The organism is Fluviicola sp. (assembly GCF_039596395.1).
GTDB lineage: Bacteria > Bacteroidota > Bacteroidia > Flavobacteriales_D > Crocinitomicaceae > Fluviicola.
Genome location: NZ_JBCNJT010000002.1, coordinates 220,549 through 235,849, shown reverse-complemented (window position 1 = coordinate 235,849; position 15,301 = coordinate 220,549). Strand labels below are relative to the sequence as shown.

At 41.2% G+C, this 15,301-nt stretch carries 17 protein-coding genes and 5 tRNA genes; all 22 read left to right on the top strand.

Annotation, left to right across the window (positions count from 1 at the left end; genetic code table 11):
• Positions 1 to 128: 128 nt before the first annotated feature.
• The 22 genes from ABDW02_RS10175 to secE all read left to right on the top strand — a co-directional run bounded on the left by ABDW02_RS10175 (position 129) and on the right by secE (position 15,299).
• Positions 129 to 1,316: a hypothetical protein gene (locus ABDW02_RS10175; protein ID WP_343634445.1), complete on the top strand. Its 1,188-nt coding sequence runs from the start codon at positions 129 to 131 to the stop codon at positions 1,314 to 1,316.
• Positions 1,316 to 3,757, top strand: coding sequence for a T9SS type A sorting domain-containing protein (locus ABDW02_RS10170; protein WP_343634444.1), 2,442 nt, complete (start codon positions 1,316 to 1,318; stop codon positions 3,755 to 3,757). Before ABDW02_RS10175 ends, ABDW02_RS10170 begins: the two co-directional genes overlap by 1 nt.
• Positions 3,758 to 3,759: 2 nt before the next feature.
• Complete coding sequence (locus ABDW02_RS10165) at positions 3,760 to 4,266, top strand: hypothetical protein (RefSeq protein WP_343634443.1); 507 nt, start codon at positions 3,760 to 3,762, stop codon at positions 4,264 to 4,266.
• Positions 4,226 to 4,774 (top strand): hypothetical protein, encoded by a 549-nt coding sequence (locus tag ABDW02_RS10160; RefSeq protein ID WP_343634442.1) that lies wholly within the window; start codon positions 4,226 to 4,228, stop codon positions 4,772 to 4,774. The genes ABDW02_RS10165 and ABDW02_RS10160 overlap by 41 nt, the downstream gene beginning before the upstream one ends.
• Positions 4,775 to 4,783: 9 nt before the next feature.
• A complete protein-coding gene (locus ABDW02_RS10155; RefSeq protein ID WP_343634441.1) occupies positions 4,784 to 5,287 on the top strand; it encodes a hypothetical protein in 504 nt (167 codons plus the stop codon).
• Positions 5,247 to 5,573 (top strand): hypothetical protein, encoded by a 327-nt coding sequence (locus tag ABDW02_RS10150; RefSeq protein WP_343634440.1) that lies wholly within the window; start codon positions 5,247 to 5,249, stop codon positions 5,571 to 5,573. Before ABDW02_RS10155 ends, ABDW02_RS10150 begins: the two co-directional genes overlap by 41 nt.
• A gap of 319 nt (positions 5,574 to 5,892) precedes the next feature.
• Entirely contained in the window at positions 5,893 to 7,182 is a 1,290-nt protein-coding gene (locus ABDW02_RS10145; RefSeq protein ID WP_343634439.1) for a DUF2851 family protein, read from the top strand.
• A gap of 100 nt (positions 7,183 to 7,282) precedes the next feature.
• Positions 7,283 to 7,522 (top strand): PspC domain-containing protein, encoded by a 240-nt coding sequence (locus ABDW02_RS10140; protein ID WP_144332601.1) that lies wholly within the window; start codon positions 7,283 to 7,285, stop codon positions 7,520 to 7,522.
• Between the two features lie 12 nt (positions 7,523 to 7,534).
• The gene (locus ABDW02_RS10135; protein WP_343634438.1) at positions 7,535 to 8,446 is read left to right on the top strand and encodes an SDR family oxidoreductase; all 912 of its coding nucleotides are present in this window, start codon (positions 7,535 to 7,537) and stop codon (positions 8,444 to 8,446) included.
• Between the two features lie 10 nt (positions 8,447 to 8,456).
• Entirely contained in the window at positions 8,457 to 9,317 is an 861-nt protein-coding gene (locus ABDW02_RS10130) for a helix-hairpin-helix domain-containing protein (protein WP_343634437.1), read from the top strand.
• A gap of 156 nt (positions 9,318 to 9,473) precedes the next feature.
• A complete protein-coding gene (locus ABDW02_RS10125) occupies positions 9,474 to 10,004 on the top strand; it encodes an adenine phosphoribosyltransferase (RefSeq protein ID WP_343634436.1) in 531 nt (176 codons plus the stop codon).
• Positions 10,005 to 10,053: 49 nt separating this feature from the next.
• Positions 10,054 to 11,193, top strand: coding sequence for an acyl-CoA dehydrogenase family protein (locus ABDW02_RS10120; RefSeq protein WP_343634435.1), 1,140 nt, complete (start codon positions 10,054 to 10,056; stop codon positions 11,191 to 11,193).
• A 209-nt stretch (positions 11,194 to 11,402) separates the two neighbouring features.
• The gene (gene rpsU, locus ABDW02_RS10115; RefSeq protein ID WP_309281496.1) at positions 11,403 to 11,594 is read left to right on the top strand and encodes a 30S ribosomal protein S21; all 192 of its coding nucleotides are present in this window, start codon (positions 11,403 to 11,405) and stop codon (positions 11,592 to 11,594) included.
• Positions 11,595 to 11,666: 72 nt separating this feature from the next.
• On the top strand, positions 11,667 to 12,548 hold the full coding sequence (locus tag ABDW02_RS10110) for a tyrosine-type recombinase/integrase (RefSeq protein ID WP_343634434.1): 882 nt from the start codon (positions 11,667 to 11,669) through the stop codon (positions 12,546 to 12,548).
• Positions 12,549 to 12,833: 285 nt separating this feature from the next.
• The gene (locus tag ABDW02_RS10105; RefSeq protein ID WP_343634433.1) at positions 12,834 to 13,130 is read left to right on the top strand and encodes an HPF/RaiA family ribosome-associated protein; all 297 of its coding nucleotides are present in this window, start codon (positions 12,834 to 12,836) and stop codon (positions 13,128 to 13,130) included.
• 173 nt (positions 13,131 to 13,303) lie between these two features.
• Positions 13,304 to 13,377: transfer RNA gene (locus ABDW02_RS10100), tRNA-Thr, on the top strand.
• A gap of 13 nt (positions 13,378 to 13,390) precedes the next feature.
• A tRNA-Tyr gene (locus tag ABDW02_RS10095) sits at positions 13,391 to 13,472 on the top strand.
• 23 nt (positions 13,473 to 13,495) lie between these two features.
• Positions 13,496 to 13,568: transfer RNA gene (locus ABDW02_RS10090), tRNA-Gly, on the top strand.
• Positions 13,569 to 13,591: 23 nt separating this feature from the next.
• Positions 13,592 to 13,663: transfer RNA gene (locus tag ABDW02_RS10085), tRNA-Thr, on the top strand.
• A gap of 85 nt (positions 13,664 to 13,748) precedes the next feature.
• On the top strand, positions 13,749 to 14,936 hold the full coding sequence (gene tuf / locus ABDW02_RS10080; RefSeq protein WP_294677626.1) for an elongation factor Tu: 1,188 nt from the start codon (positions 13,749 to 13,751) through the stop codon (positions 14,934 to 14,936).
• Positions 14,937 to 14,984: 48 nt separating this feature from the next.
• Positions 14,985 to 15,057: transfer RNA gene (locus tag ABDW02_RS10075), tRNA-Trp, on the top strand.
• A gap of 20 nt (positions 15,058 to 15,077) precedes the next feature.
• On the top strand, positions 15,078 to 15,299 hold the full coding sequence (gene secE, locus ABDW02_RS10070) for a preprotein translocase subunit SecE (protein WP_343634432.1): 222 nt from the start codon (positions 15,078 to 15,080) through the stop codon (positions 15,297 to 15,299).
• The last annotated feature ends 2 nt before the right edge of the window (positions 15,300 to 15,301 follow it).

Sequence of the window (15,301 nt, the reverse complement as noted above, 5' to 3'; positions counted from 1 at the left end):
AGATCTGCTTTTTATGTTCCAATTGCTTACAGGTCTATTGGACAAATACTTTGCATTGGTAGGGATGCCGAAAAATGCTGATGCGAAAATGCTTAGAGTAGGCACTTAAACTTAAACAGTTCACTATTATGAAAAAGATCACTTATTTGCTGTCACTAACAGCTTTATTGACCACCACTGCGGCTTTTTCGCAGGAAAATGTTATCCCGGAGAACGGGAATGTAGGAATCGGTACCGGATCAACGGCACCCACAGCACGTCTACAAGTTGCCGGATCAACACGTATTGATTCCACTCTAACAGTAAATGATTCCGTTGTTATGGCTTCGAGTGCGCGGGTCGGCGCCGATCTAAAAGTTGACGGAGACTTATATTTGCCAAATATTTCTACTGTAGACCATCCTAATGGTGAAACGATTCTTGTTAGTGGTGAGAATGGCATCACTAAAAAACTTGCCTTGGAAACTTTGCGGGATATTTTCTATTCCCGAAATTGTGACATCAATGGCGGAAGTGTTGCTACCCCAACCTGGGCAAATGGGCCTAACAAATTGTTCAGCGAATGCCCGCAAGTGCTTGTGGGAATCGGGACTTCCACACCAACCAGGCAACTCGATGTTGTCGGTGAGGCAAAGGTGAGCGGTAATTTATGGGCGCAAGGATCTATCTCCATTGGTTCTGATGTGAACACTTTTTCTAAGTTGAGCATAGTAAATACCAACAGAACCGCTGCAATTCAAGCAAACACGGTTGGTAACACCAAGCCTTATCAACGCTTACTGTTTTTTGAGTACAACAATGCTGATACCAAAATTTTGGAAGTTGTAAATACAACGACAGGAATAACGCCCTTCGTATTAAATTCCAATGGAGCAATGGACATCCATAACGGAACGGATCGGATTTTCCATTTAGGAACCGAGGGATCACTAGAATTGAAAAGTGGTGGGTTACAAACTTTCAAGGTAGAAACAAATGGCTTAATCCGTGGTCGCAGAATGAAGCTGGATTTGGATACGTGGGCTGATTATGTTTTTGAACCGACTTACCAATTAATGCCTTTGAGCGAAGTGGAAGTTTTCGTAAAGAACGAAAAGCATTTGCCAAATGTTCCGTCTGAACAGGATTTGATTTCAGAAGGTGCCGACGTGATGGAGATGAACAAAATCCTGATGGAGAAAGTGGAAGAATTGACCCTGTATTTGATTCAACAGAATAAGGCAATGATTCAGCAAAATAAAAATACAGAGGAACTGAAAAAGCAATTGGAAGCGTTGGAGGCGAAACTTGCTGAATTGGAAAAAGCGCAGAAATAATGAGTAAATATTTATTTTCGATTCTTTTGTTGTTAGGGATAACAGCAAGAGTAAATGCGCAAGACATGATGCTGAACGGGAGTTTTGAGCAATGTGATGGAGTTGCACCTCCCGGATCAGACCCTTACTCAATCGAATATGGCGCATATTGGCATAATCTTACAGGTACGAGTGATTTGATTAACCCTTGTGTTCCGAATTCGGTTTCCGGAAGTCCTTGTTTTGGTGATGGATGTGGTCGGTTCGGTCTCAATGGTACAGGTTATATTGAGTATTTATATGGTACAACACTACCATTAACTGCCGGACAGATTTATGAGGTATCTTTTTGGATCAAAAAAGATTACTCAACAGAATCAATCAGGAAAGTAGGTTTAGCAATTACTGAAACAGTTCCTACTCCCTCTATAACTTCAACGACACCATTGATTTCAGAACTTATATCCAGTACACAATGTGTAAAGCTAAAAGCCTGTTTTACGGCTCAAAATAGTGTGACTCATTATGTGACAATTGGTCCGTTTGGAGGAGCTGCTCCCGAATCTATCCTTTATCTCGTAGATAGCGTTAGCGTTATGACAATTCCTCCAACTACTCCGCTTGCCCAGGCTAGTCTGAGTGCTTCCGAACCGGTACTTTGTTTCGGTGAACAAGTGACTTTGGATGGAACAGGCTCTTCCAATGAAACTTCGTATGAGTGGAAAATCTATAATATTACAAACGGCCCGAATCTTTTTTACAGTTCAGGAATTATTCAGGGCACGGCGGGTACGCTAACTCCATCGCTTTCTTTCCCTGTTCCGGGAAGTTGTTACAGAGCTGAATTAACCGTATATGGTGTTTGTAAAGATGTAGCCACGGTAGAATTTTGTATCGCAGACCCCAGTATTGATTTCATTTCTGACGGTAACCCGGTTTGTGAAAACTTTCCAGTAGATTTACAAGTTACCGGAGATAACGGTTGGACTTACACCTGGAGCCAGGGAAGCCAGCAATTAGCAACAGGAACAGGTCTAAAAACCTTAACTGTAACCCCCACGATTGGAAATGCAACATATTCCGTAACGGTGACTACTCCAGAAGGTTGTACACACACCGAAACTTTAACATTGAATGTCAATTCCCCAAACAATATTGCGCCTTGGATGGATGGAATAAATGGCACGGGAGAATATACTTATTATGTGACTCAGGGTGACGCTGTATTTTTTAATTCGCTATTATCAAATGATCATATCAATGAAGAAATATTATACTCAAATTACAATACCATTCCAAATGGTTTTACGTTTAACTATCCTCCAGAATATGGAGGGCTTTTTTCTCTTAGTTGGGTAACTTCATTTAACACTCCTACGGGAGAGTATCATTATTTCTTAACAGCTAATGATCAAAATGCATGTGGTGTTGGAATTGATACTTTCGATTTCCGAATTATCGTAGTTTGCGATCAATGCCCTATTTGTGTAAATTATGAGAATAGAACCCCGAGCGGAACGCCACTTCCGGCTGAAACAAAGGCTGGAAAATGTATTGAGGCAGGTCTAAATCAAACCGTTTCAACAGGTGACGCCAATGTATTATTTCAAGCAGGGTTGTCTATTACCGAAGGACCTTATTTTGATGCCGGACCTGGTTATGAAGGTGTCATTGAACCGACTACTTGTGTAACCGATTGTGAAGATTGTTGTACCGATTGGGACGGATTCACTTATGATGAATTACCCAATCCATTTTACATGAATTTTGATGATGAAGATCCAACAAATGACTTTGTTCAGGTAACGGATACCTATCATCCCTTTTGTGCCTTCAATGCCAAAGGATATAGCTTTGAAATAGTCGATGGAAATGGAAACCTGATGAATAACGATGTGACAGGTTACCAGGGATCTCCATGCTGTGCATTAGAATCTCCGGCACCGGAAAACCCGATTGCGCATTCTTCGATTTGGTGGGACGGTTATACGGAAAATATCTTTGGAAATACAGTCAGGCCGAATGATGGTGTTTATTTTTATGTACTTACCCTTTATGGTTGCAATGGACAGGAAGTAACCATACACGGCTTTATTCATGTGTTTGGAAGTAATGGAATGATGCAAGCACCGGGAGGAACACAGCAAGCCGAGGCAACTTTAGCAGAATCACCTTTAGGACCTGAACAGCAACGGCAGTTAGAAGAATCTATTGCAAAGCACGATCGTTTTGATAGAGAACTGAGTTTATCACCAAATCCGACAACAGATATTGTAACCATTTCAGGTGTAGGACCAGACGATGTGTTCTATCAAATATTCGACGATAAAGGCATTATGATCTCACGGAAGGAGAAAGCGGAAAACCAAAGCTTCTCTTTAACAAATTATTCCAAGGGAACGTATTATATTCGTATATATTCCGGAACAACGTATACCGTTCGGAAAGTTGTAAAAATGTAAAGATGCTATTCATTAAAAGATACCAATTACTAATCCCGACATTAATTGTCGGGATTAGTATGTTTTTTTCCTGTACAAAAGAAAAGACACCAATAATTCCAAGTGTTCCAGAGCCAACCCTATGGGAAAAAGTAAATGGTCATTACAAGGTCTACGATACAACAGGTGTTTATTTGTATGATATGAGTATTGTCCATATTCACGTAAATGACCAAGTTGATTCATTGCGTTTTGAAAACTTTGATGGAAAGTTTACTTTTACTGTAAGACAATCTAGCCCTAATCCGAATAATTATCCCAATTTAGTTACTATTGGATTTCATAATCCAATATTTGACTATAACTCAAAAAGATGGCAATTAGGAGGTGGAGCAGACAGCTATTATAATAGCTTTAATAACGATACAATTCCGCTCAAATTTCAAATGACAAATATCAATTATTACATCTCAGATTTAACTCCCTATTATGCCTGTGACTGCAAGCAAATCGCAGTTAAACAACATTGATTTTTTAGTGAGACTATTCACACAATATCAAGTACTTGTTCCGGCATTGATTGTCAGTGTTAGTTTCTTTTTCTCATGCACTAAGGAAAAGACACCAACACCAGTAACTCCTGAACAAACTAAGTGGGAAAAAATTTCGGGGCATTACAAAGTGTACGATACTACAGGAGTGTATTTGTATGATATGGATTTGATTCACAGCCATAATAATGCAACAAATAGAGATTCCATACGATTTGAAAATTTCGATGGTGAATTTACATTTACTTCAGAACAACAAGAATTTTCCAATATTCCTATGGGAATTACTATCGGAGGTGGAGATACCTTATATGATTCCAATAATAAAAGATGGAAATTATACGGACCCAGTTGGTTGGATTATAACATTTTTCATAATGATACAATTAACATTCGTTTTAATAAAACGAACATCAATTATTACATCGAGGATGCAACTCCTTACTATGCCTGTGATTGCAAACAGATTGCTGTGAAACAGCATTAATCCGGAAAGATGGGTTTCATTAAAAAATATAAATTAGTTATCCCGGTACTTTGTGCCGGGATAATTTTTCTTTTTGCTTGTACAAAAGAAAAGACACCAATAATTCCAAGTGTTCCAGAGCCAACCCTATGGGAAAAAGTAAATGGTCATTACAAGGTCTACGATACAACAGGTGTTTATTTGTATGATATGGATTTGATTCATATCCACAATGACGCGACAAATAGAGATTCGATCCGCTTCGAAAATTTTGATGGAGAATTTACTTTTACAACTCAGCAAGAAGAATTTGCAAATCTTCCTATGTATGTAAGAATTGGAGGGTATGATCCGTTATATGATTCAAATGGAAAAAGATGGAAAATAACTAGTGCTGCCTTTACTTATTATAATAACTGGTATAATGATACTATACCAATTCGTTTTAGTAAAACTAATATCAATTATTATATCTCAGATTTAACTCCCTATTATGCCTGTGACTGCAAGCAAATTGCAGTTAAACAACATTGATTTTTTAGTGAGACTATTCACACAATATCAAGTACTTGTTCCGGCATTGATTGTCAGTGTTAGTTTCTTTTTCTCATGCACTAAGGAAAAGACACCAACACCAGTAATTTCGCAACCGACAAAATGGGAAAAGATTGCAGGACATTATAAGGCTTATGACACTACAGGAGTGTATTTGTATGATATGGATTTGGTTCATATCCACAATGACGCAACAAATAGAACAAGTTGTTTTCAAGTCATTTTTTTTGATTTAAATCGTGAAAAACAGTCAAAACTTGTCTGATTGTTCGCTTACACAATTATTTCCAGAATTTACATAATTCACAGATATGTTTGAGAAATCCTGCTGAAATTCTATCTTGCAACCGATTTAGGTGGTTAGGTTAGGTTGATTAGTGAATGGAGTAATGACGCCTGTCTTACTCCATTCGCATTTTATGGAGGTGATTTTTTGGATGAATGAGTCATAACCTATTTGATTTTTCGCCTAAAAAAACACTTGATTTTCAGTTGTTTCAAACGAACTTTTTTCTTAAATTAAATAAGAAAAGCACTGCTTTTGATTTAAAACAAGCTCAGTGCGGTTTTCAAATGATTTGAGTATGAATGAAAATTACCTCCATTTTCTTTGGAAGAACAAGCGGCTTCCATTAACAAACCTGCTTACTACGGACGGTGAAAAAGTGGAAATCCTGCACGTCGGAATACACAACCTGGATTCGGGGCCTGATTTTTTCAACGGGAAGATCGTTTTGAATGAAATCACGCATTCCGGGAATATTGAACTGCATGTGAAGTCTTCGGATTGGAACCTGCATGGCCACCAATTTGATAAAGCTTATTCCAATGTAATCCTTCACGTGGTTTATGAGCACGACCAATTGATTTTTGTGGAAGGAATTCCGCTTCCGACGGTGGAATTGAAATCCCTGATCGATTGGGATCATTTCAACTGGTTTACCAATTATTATAAAAGAACGGCTTCCATTCTGTGCGAACCGTTTTTAAAGGAAATCCCGGAAGTGGTTGTGATCAATCAACTCGAACGGGCGGTTTTTCAGCGGATGGACCGGAAAATGATGGAACTGGAACAATTGTATCAAACCACCACGATGTCTTTTAAAGAAGTGTTGTTCCATACGATTTCGAAAGCATTCGGAATGAAGGTCAACCAGCTCCCTTTCCAGGAACTGGCGGTGGGGATTCCCTTTGACAAGTTTCTGAAAGCCACGCAAAAGCAAAAAATGGCCATTGCATTCGGAGTCGGCGGATTTTTGGATGAAGAAAAACCAGTTGCTTATCACCGGGAGTTGAAGCAGGAATGGGATTTTCAGCGCTACCGGCTCAAATTGTCGGCCCGGAATGCCCACAGCTGGAAGTTCAAAGGCTGCAGGCCCGGCGGTTTTCCGACTCAACGCCTGGCGCAATTCGTAACTTTTGTGCATGAAATGAACTGGGATTCGGAGATCTGGTACCTTCCTGCAAACGGATTGCTTTCCATGCTGCAAACCCAATTGATGAAACCAGCCCATGAATACTGGTCGACGCATTTTGATTTCGGGAAGGAGAAAAAGACTGCTTCAACGTTGAGTATTGCTACTGCCAATACCATCATTACCAACAGCGTGGTTCCGTTTTTGTGGTGGTTGTCGCACCGCCTGGCTGATAATGCTTACAGGAATAAGGCCTTTGAAATCCTGGAATTGCTTCCTGCTGAAAAGAATGAGAAAATCACTACCTGGAAAAACCTGGGGATCAAACCTGCCAATGCATTGGAGTCGCAGGGCTTGATTGAGCTTACCAATGAGTTTTGTCTGAAAAAGAAATGTTTGGATTGTGTGATCGGAAACACGATACTTAAAAGGTCACATGTAAAGAATGTAAAATGGTAAAAGTAAAAAGGGGAATGGTTTAAATATTGGCTTTTTATCCATTTTACATCTGCCTTTTAACTTCCAAAAGAATTGTGTAATTTTGAGTAAGGAATAACAGATGAAAAGAACCCTTCAAAAAATAGCTTTTTTCTTTGAGATGCGCTCCTTCGGAGTGTGCTCCTGGTGGGCAACCAAATTGGGAATACAGACCAATAAAGTACGTTTGGGTTTCATCTATGCAACGTGCATCGGGTTGGGTTCTCCATTGATTCCTTATCTCATTATGGCCTGGATTTTAGAGCACAAACATTATTTCGGTTTCAGAAGATCGAAACGTGCGTCTATTTGGGAATTATAAGCTTTGACTTTCATGAAACTATTGATTACCGGCTCAAATGGTTTGTTGGGACAGAAAATTGTTAAACGCTGTGTGAAGCACGGTATTCCATTCGTTGCCACTTCGAAGGGCCCGAACCGGAACCCGGAATGCCCGGAAAGCAGTTATTTCAATATTGATCTGCTTCAAACCGATGCCGTAAACCAATTGGTAATCGATCAGAAACCTACGGCAATCATTCACACTGCGGCTTTAACCAATGTTGATTATTGCGAATTGCACCCCGAAGAATGCCACCAGGTGAACGTGGTTTCCACCAAGGTGCTCTTTGATGCAGCAAAAAATGTGCAGGCACATTTCCAACTATTGTCCACCGATTTTGTATTCGACGGAAAAAATGGTCCGTATAAAGAAGAAGATGCCGTAAATCCGTTGAGTATTTATGCACAATCAAAAGCAGATGCCGAGCATTTGCTGCTGGAAGACCCGGATAAATCTGACAACTGGTCGATTGTCCGAACAATTATTGTTTACGGAACCGGCTACGGATTGTCGCGCTCCAATATGATTTTATGGGCTTTGGAAGCGCTTCCGAAGGGAGAAGTGATGAAACTGGTCAACGATCAGTTCCGTGCCCCAACCTGGGCAGATGATCTGGCTTATGGCTGCGTGGAGATTGTGAGACGCAATCAGCGCGGAATATTCCATCTTTCAGGACCGGAAACCAGGGCAATTAACGAGATTGTGGAAGAAGTAGGCAAGGCTCTGGAACTGGAAAACCTGAATATCGAAACCATTTCCTCCGATACTTTGAACCAGGCTGCGAAGAGGCCCCCGAGAACCGGGTTTGACCTTTCAAAAGCCCGAAAATTACTGGATTACCACCCTATGGATATCCGGGAAACCATACCGCTCCTTCAGCAAGATTTAATCCACTACCGCTAAAAACAAAAAAATGACCCACTATTCAAAATCTACTAAACGCGGAATTATCATTTTCACGCTACTGCTGCTTACCATTTTTGTGGCCCCGGACCTGATCCAGTATTTCAGGCCAAAACCGGAAATCAGCATCGAACAATGGTCAAACACCGAAAAGCAGGTAACGGAGAAACTGAGCCGGGAAACGAATGCCGGCTACCGGAAAAGCTGGAAGAAAAAACATTTTTCGCGGCCTTTGGCGAAATTCAACCCGAATGACTATACCCTGGAGGATTGGATGGCATTGGGACTTTCCGAAAAGCAAAGCGCCGTTGTGCTCAAATTTACTGCCCAAAAGATCTATTCGAACGAGGAACTGAAGCGGGTATTCGTGATATCGGATGAACTCTATGAGTTGATCAAAGATTCTACTTTTTATCCCGAACGGCCTAAAAACCTGGACCGTCAAACAGAATATAAACTGGAGCAGAAACTGGTTTCAGTGGAGATTAACCGCGCTGACCTGGACGAGTTGCTGAAGGCAAGGGATATTTCCACTTTTGATGCGAAACAGATTATTAAGACACGGGACAATTTCGGTGGATTTTATTCATTGAGTCAACTGAGTGAAGTCTGGCAGGCAACGCCCGAGAAAATTGCGGTTTGGGAAAAGTACATCCGGATCGATCCCGAAAATATCCGGAAGATTAATATCAATACAGCAAGTGCGAAGGAATTATCCTTTCATCCTTATATCTCCTGGAATCTTGCAAATTCTCTGGTAAAAATGCGTGCTCAAAACGGGTTTTACAAAGAAATCCGCGAGATTAAGAAATCGGTTTTGATGACAGACGAATTGTATGAAAAACTGAAGTATTATTTGGTGGTTGATTGAAAGCAATTTAATTTTTTTCCACTGGCCGTTTCCAACTAAACCGAAAAAGGAGTATCTGATTCAACAGAATTGTCAGTTCTTCCGGATATTTCTTGGAATTTGGCAAATTCTCCGTAAAATTGCGGGCTCAAAACAATGGCATTAATTGATATTTGAATGATGATAGCAGAAAAAATCAAAGGTGTAATAAGGGATGTGGTGGATTTTCCAAAAGAGGGAATCGTATTTAAGGACATTACTCCGATTATGCTGGATCCGGCTTTGTCCAAAGAAATAGTCGCACATTTGGTATCAATGTACAAGGACCAGAAGCTGGATAAGATTGCCGGTATTGAAAGCCGCGGTTTTTTATTCGGATATCCGTTGGCCATGGAATTGGGAATTCCTTTTGTTTTGATCCGTAAAACCGGGAAATTGCCTTATCACAAAATCAGTCATTCCTACGATTTGGAATACGGTTCGGCTACCATTGAAATGCACGTGGATGCAGTGCAGGAAGGGGAGCGCGTACTGATCCACGATGATTTGCTTGCTACAGGTGGATCTGCTTCTGCAGCAGCAGAACTGATTCAGAAGTGCGGGGGGGAAGTTGCCGGATTTAATTTCCTTGTAGGTTTAAATTTTCTAAATGGTAACGAAAAATTGAAGGAGTACTCTGATAATATTACTACTTTAGTGGCCTATTAATTAATCGAAATAAAAAAAATTAACGGATACACCCCAAAAACTGTTAATCATGAACTTTGAACTAAACGAAAATCAACGAATGATCACGCAAATGGTGCGTGATTTTGCAGAAAGAGAAATCCGCCCGAACATGAACCAGTGGGATGCCGATGAGTATTTCCCGGTAGAGACCATGAAAAAAATGGGGGAACTTGGACTACTTGGGATTTACATCCCGGAACAATACGGCGGAAGCGGTTTTTCCTACCTGGAATATGCAACAGCATTGATGGAACTGGGAAAAGTTTGCGGCGGAATCGGATTGAGTGTTGCTGCGCATAACTCTTTGTGTACAGGACACATTTATTACCACGGAAACGAAGAACAAAAGAAAAAATACCTTCCGAAACTAACTTCAGGAGAATTTATCGGTGCATGGGGATTGACCGAACCCAATACAGGTTCTGATGCCATGCGCATGAAATGTACTGCGGTGAAAGACGGAGATCATTGGGTAATCAACGGTGCTAAAAACTGGATCACACATGGTTTATCCGGAGATTTGGCGGTTGTATTGATCCGTACGGGTGAATTATTGGATTCAAACGGAATTACCGCATTTATCATTGAAAAAGGTACTCCGGGATTCTCGGCTGTGAAGATCAAAGATAAATTGGGGGTTCGTGCTTCAGAAACTGCTGAATTGATCTTTGACAATGTTCGTGTACACGAATCACAGGTAATCGGTGAAGTTGGACAAGGATTCAAGCAAGCGATGCATATTTTGGACGGAGGCCGTATTTCAATCGCGGCACTTTCCTGCGGAATTGCGCGTGGGGCTTACGAAGCTTCCGTGAAATACGCGAAAGAACGTGAGCAGTTCGGGCAACCGATCGGTAAGTTCCAGGCAATCGGTTTCAAATTGGCTGATATGGCGACGGAAGTGGAAGCTGCTGAATTGTTGACATTCCAGGCTGCTGATTACAAGAACAGAAACCAGAAAATGACCACTCAGGGAGCCTTTGCAAAATACTTCGCTTCAGAAGTATCTGTTAAATGCGGAAACGAAGCGGTTCAGATCATGGGTGGTTACGGATTTACAAAGGAATATCCTGCTGAGAAATTCCTGCGTGATGCGAAATTGATGACCATCGGTGAAGGAACTTCCGAGATCCAGAAATTGGTGATTTCAAGAGAAATATTGAAATAGTTCAAAAGTTCAAATTGATCCATTTATCAGTTGAAACTTTTTGAACTTCTTTGGACCTTTTGAACGGTAAAATTGCTTTCAGGAGATAAATTGAAGTTTTCAACAATTATTTTTTGAAAGAAGGTTGTTTTAAAGGAAAAATTTATATCTTTGCGCTCCCTATCAGCGGATGGGTATTAAAAAAGCTAACAATAGAATTTAAATAGAATATGTTAATCATTCCAGTTAAAGAAGGCGAGAACATCGAAAGAGCGCTTAAGAAGTACAAGAAAAAATACGACAAAACGAACGTAATGAAAGAATTGCGTCGTCGTAAGGAGTTCGTTAAACCATCTGTTGTTGATCGCCAGGCGAACATCCGTGCAGCTTATGCTCAAAAAATGAAATCTCAGGAGGCTTAATTAAAAGTATCCTTTATGATATTGAACCCCGACAATTATCGTCGGGGTTTTTTTGTACCTTGTAGTTTCGATATGTCTTACAAAGATTCCTTTATTCATTACCTGCAGGTCGAGAAGCGTTACTCGAAACACACGATTGTGGCTTACGAAGAGGACCTGGATCAATTCACGGTATTTGCGGAGTTGTCGAAATCGTCGGATTGGAAGGAGGTGAATCACCAATTGGTCCGTGCCTGGATTGTGAATCTCCTGGAAAGCGGTCAAAGCAACCGCACGGTTTCGCGGAAGCTCTCCTGTCTGCGTTCGTTTTTCAAGTGGCTGATGGCGAACGGGAAGGTGGAACAGAATCCCATGCTGCGCATTCGCGGTCCCAAAGTGGAGAAACGGCTTCCTCAATTTGTGAAACAGACGGAGATTGAAGACGAGCGTATAGAACGGTTATTTTCTTCCGATTTCGAAGGTGTTCGCGACCGGTTGATGCTGGAGATGTTTTACCAGACCGGGATTCGTTTGAGCGAACTGATCGAACTGAAAAGTAAGGACGTTACGAGTTCCAGTATTAAGGTACTGGGAAAAAGAAATAAGGAGCGCATCATCCCGATAGGCAGTGATCTGTTTGAAATCATCCGGTCTTACGAGAAGCTCAAACCTGCCGGGCCTGATAGTTCTCTTTATTTATTCGTTAAGAAAGACGGACGGAAATTGTACTCTGAATTCGTTTATCGAAAGGTGAAAACTTATTTGAACAGCATCACTGTTTCGGAAAAGAAAAGTCCGCATATCCTGCGTCACACCTTTGCGACCCACATGCTGAATAACGGAGCTGGTTTGGAGACGTTGAAAGAATTGTTGGGGCATGCCGGTTTGGCGGCTACGCAGGTTTATACGCATAATTCATTTGCACAGATCAACACGATTTATACGCATGCACATCCGCGTGGAAAGAAGAAATAGGCCGGCGATTTACCGGGATGCCACCAAATAATGTTATTTCCGAATGAAAGATTGTCTAAAGTTTGGTTATCGGAAAATTAATACATATCTTGGAAGTGTAACGAATACACAAAAAGAGTCCTTACATCCTACGTCGCATATTTACCAGGCATGTTGAAAAACGGATCAGGACTTGAGGCTCTTAGAAAGGCTGAAGGCTGAATTTTGAGTTGAAGTGTTTTTGTTCGTGTAAATAAACTCGATATATTCACATGCCCATCCACGTGGGCGCAAAAAGTAAAAGTCATGGACGTTAAAGTGCATTCTATCCATTTTAAAGCGGATCAAAAACTCATTGATTTTATTAATGACAAAGTGGAAAAGCTTCAGGTTTTTTTCGACCACATCATTGTTGGGGAAGTTTTTTTACGGTTGGATAAGAATTCGGAACAGGAAAATAAGATAGCAGAAGTGAAAATATTGATGCCCGGAAAGGAATTATTTGCCAAGAAACAATGCAAATCTTTTGAAGAAGCGGCAGATTTGTGTGTAGATGCCTTGCGCACACAGGTAAAAAAATACAAAGGAAAATTAGCGAATTAGTAATTGGAAATGAAACATTTAGATAAGCGGCTCAAAAGGCCGCTTATTTTTTTTTAATTTTTTTTCATCGAAACGCTTGCAGTTGTTTATTTCTTTACTACATTTGCAAACCCAAACGGGAAAACACTTTAAGAATCGTTCTTTAAAATCGTAATAAAAAACCAAACTTTAATGCCGGTGTAGCTCAGCTGGCTAGAGCAGCTGATTTGTAATCAGCAGGTCGGGGGTTCGAGTCCCTCCACCGGCTCGCATTAAAGGATGGGAGTGTCGCATAGTGGCTATTGCAGCAGACTGTAAATCTGTCACCTCACGGTATCGCTGGTTCGAGTCCAGCCACTCCCACGACAAGGAAATAATAATTATAAGCGGGAGTAGCTCAGTTGGTAGAGCGTCAGCCTTCCAAGCTGAGGGTCGCGAGTTCGAATCTCGTCTCCCGCTCAAATTACGATTCAAGAGAATAGGCCGGTGTAGCTCAGGGGTAGAGCGCTTCCTTGGTAAGGAAGAGGCCACGAGTTCAAATCTCGTCATTGGCTCTGCAGGGATTCACTCATTTGGATTATGGGTGAAATTTTGTATTGTAAGAAAAAGGTTTATTAACTACGTAACAAATAAAAACAAATGGCTAAGGAAAGTTTTAATCGTTCCAAACCGCACGTAAACATTGGTACTATTGGTCACGTTGACCACGGTAAAACTACGTTGACTGCGGCTATTTCAAGCGTATTGGCTGCTAAAGGATTAGCTGCCGTTCGTGATTTCTCTTCAATTGATAACGCACCGGAAGAAAAAGAGCGTGGTATTACTATTAACACGTCACACATCGAGTACGAAACAGCTAACCGTCACTACGCACACGTTGACTGTCCAGGTCACGCGGATTACGTAAAGAACATGGTTACTGGAGCTGCGCAGATGGACGGAGCGATCCTTGTAGTTGCTGCTACTGACGGACCGATGCCACAAACTCGCGAGCACATCCTATTAGGAAAACAAGTTGGTGTTCCTCGTTTGGTTGTATTCATGAACAAAGTGGATATGGTTGACGATGCTGAGTTGTTAGAGCTAGTAGAAATGGAAGTTCGTGAATTGTTGTCTTTCTACGATTACGACGGTGACAATGCACCGGTTATCCAGGGATCTGCACTAGGTGCATTGAACGGTGAGCCAGAGTGGGTTGCTAAAGTTGATGAGTTGATGGATGCAGTTGATAGCTACATCGAACTACCTCCTCGTGATGTTGATAAGCCATTCTTGATGCCGGTTGAAGACGTATTTACGATTACAGGTCGTGGTACAGTAGCAACAGGACGTATCGAAACTGGAGTTATTAACTCCGGAGATCCGGTTGAGATCTTAGGTATGGGTGAAGAGAAATTGACTTCTACTGTAACTGGGGTTGAAATGTTCCGTAAGATCTTGGATCGCGGAGAAGCTGGTGACAACGTTGGTCTTTTATTACGTGGTATTGAGAAGTCTCAAATCAAGCGTGGAATGGTAATCTGTAAGCCAGGTTCTGTTAAGCCACATGCTGATTTCAAAGCTGAGATCTACGTATTGAAGAAAGAAGAAGGTGGTCGTCACACTCCATTCCATAACAAATACCGTCCTCAGTTCTACTTCCGTACAACTGACGTAACTGGAGAGATTTTCTTGACAGACGGACGTGAGATGGTTATGCCAGGTGATAACGTAACAATCAATGTTAAGTTGATCGTGCCTGTAGCAATGGACAAAGGTCTACGTTTCGCTATCCGTGAGGGTGGTCGTACAGTAGGTGCTGGTCAGGTTACTGAAATCATCGCTTAATTCGCGATAACATATGAATTGAAAGGGGAGGTCAACTCCCCTTTTTATACGGGCGTAGCTCAGCTGGTAGAGTAGTGGTCTCCAAAACCATTGGTCGTGGGTTCGAATCCTACCGCCCGTGCAAAACAAAATAAATTGACCATGTCAAAGTTTAGAAATTATTTTAGCGAAACCATTACTGAGATGACTCAGAATGTGACGTGGCCGACGTGGAAAGAATTGCAGAGCAATGCACTGATTGTAGTGGTTGCGTCTGTAATTTTTGCATTGTTGGTATTCGCCATGGACAACATCTTTGGTATTACCGGTACTCCTACTTCTACCTGGAAGGGAGTTGTTGGATTTATCTATTCTTTCTTTTAATT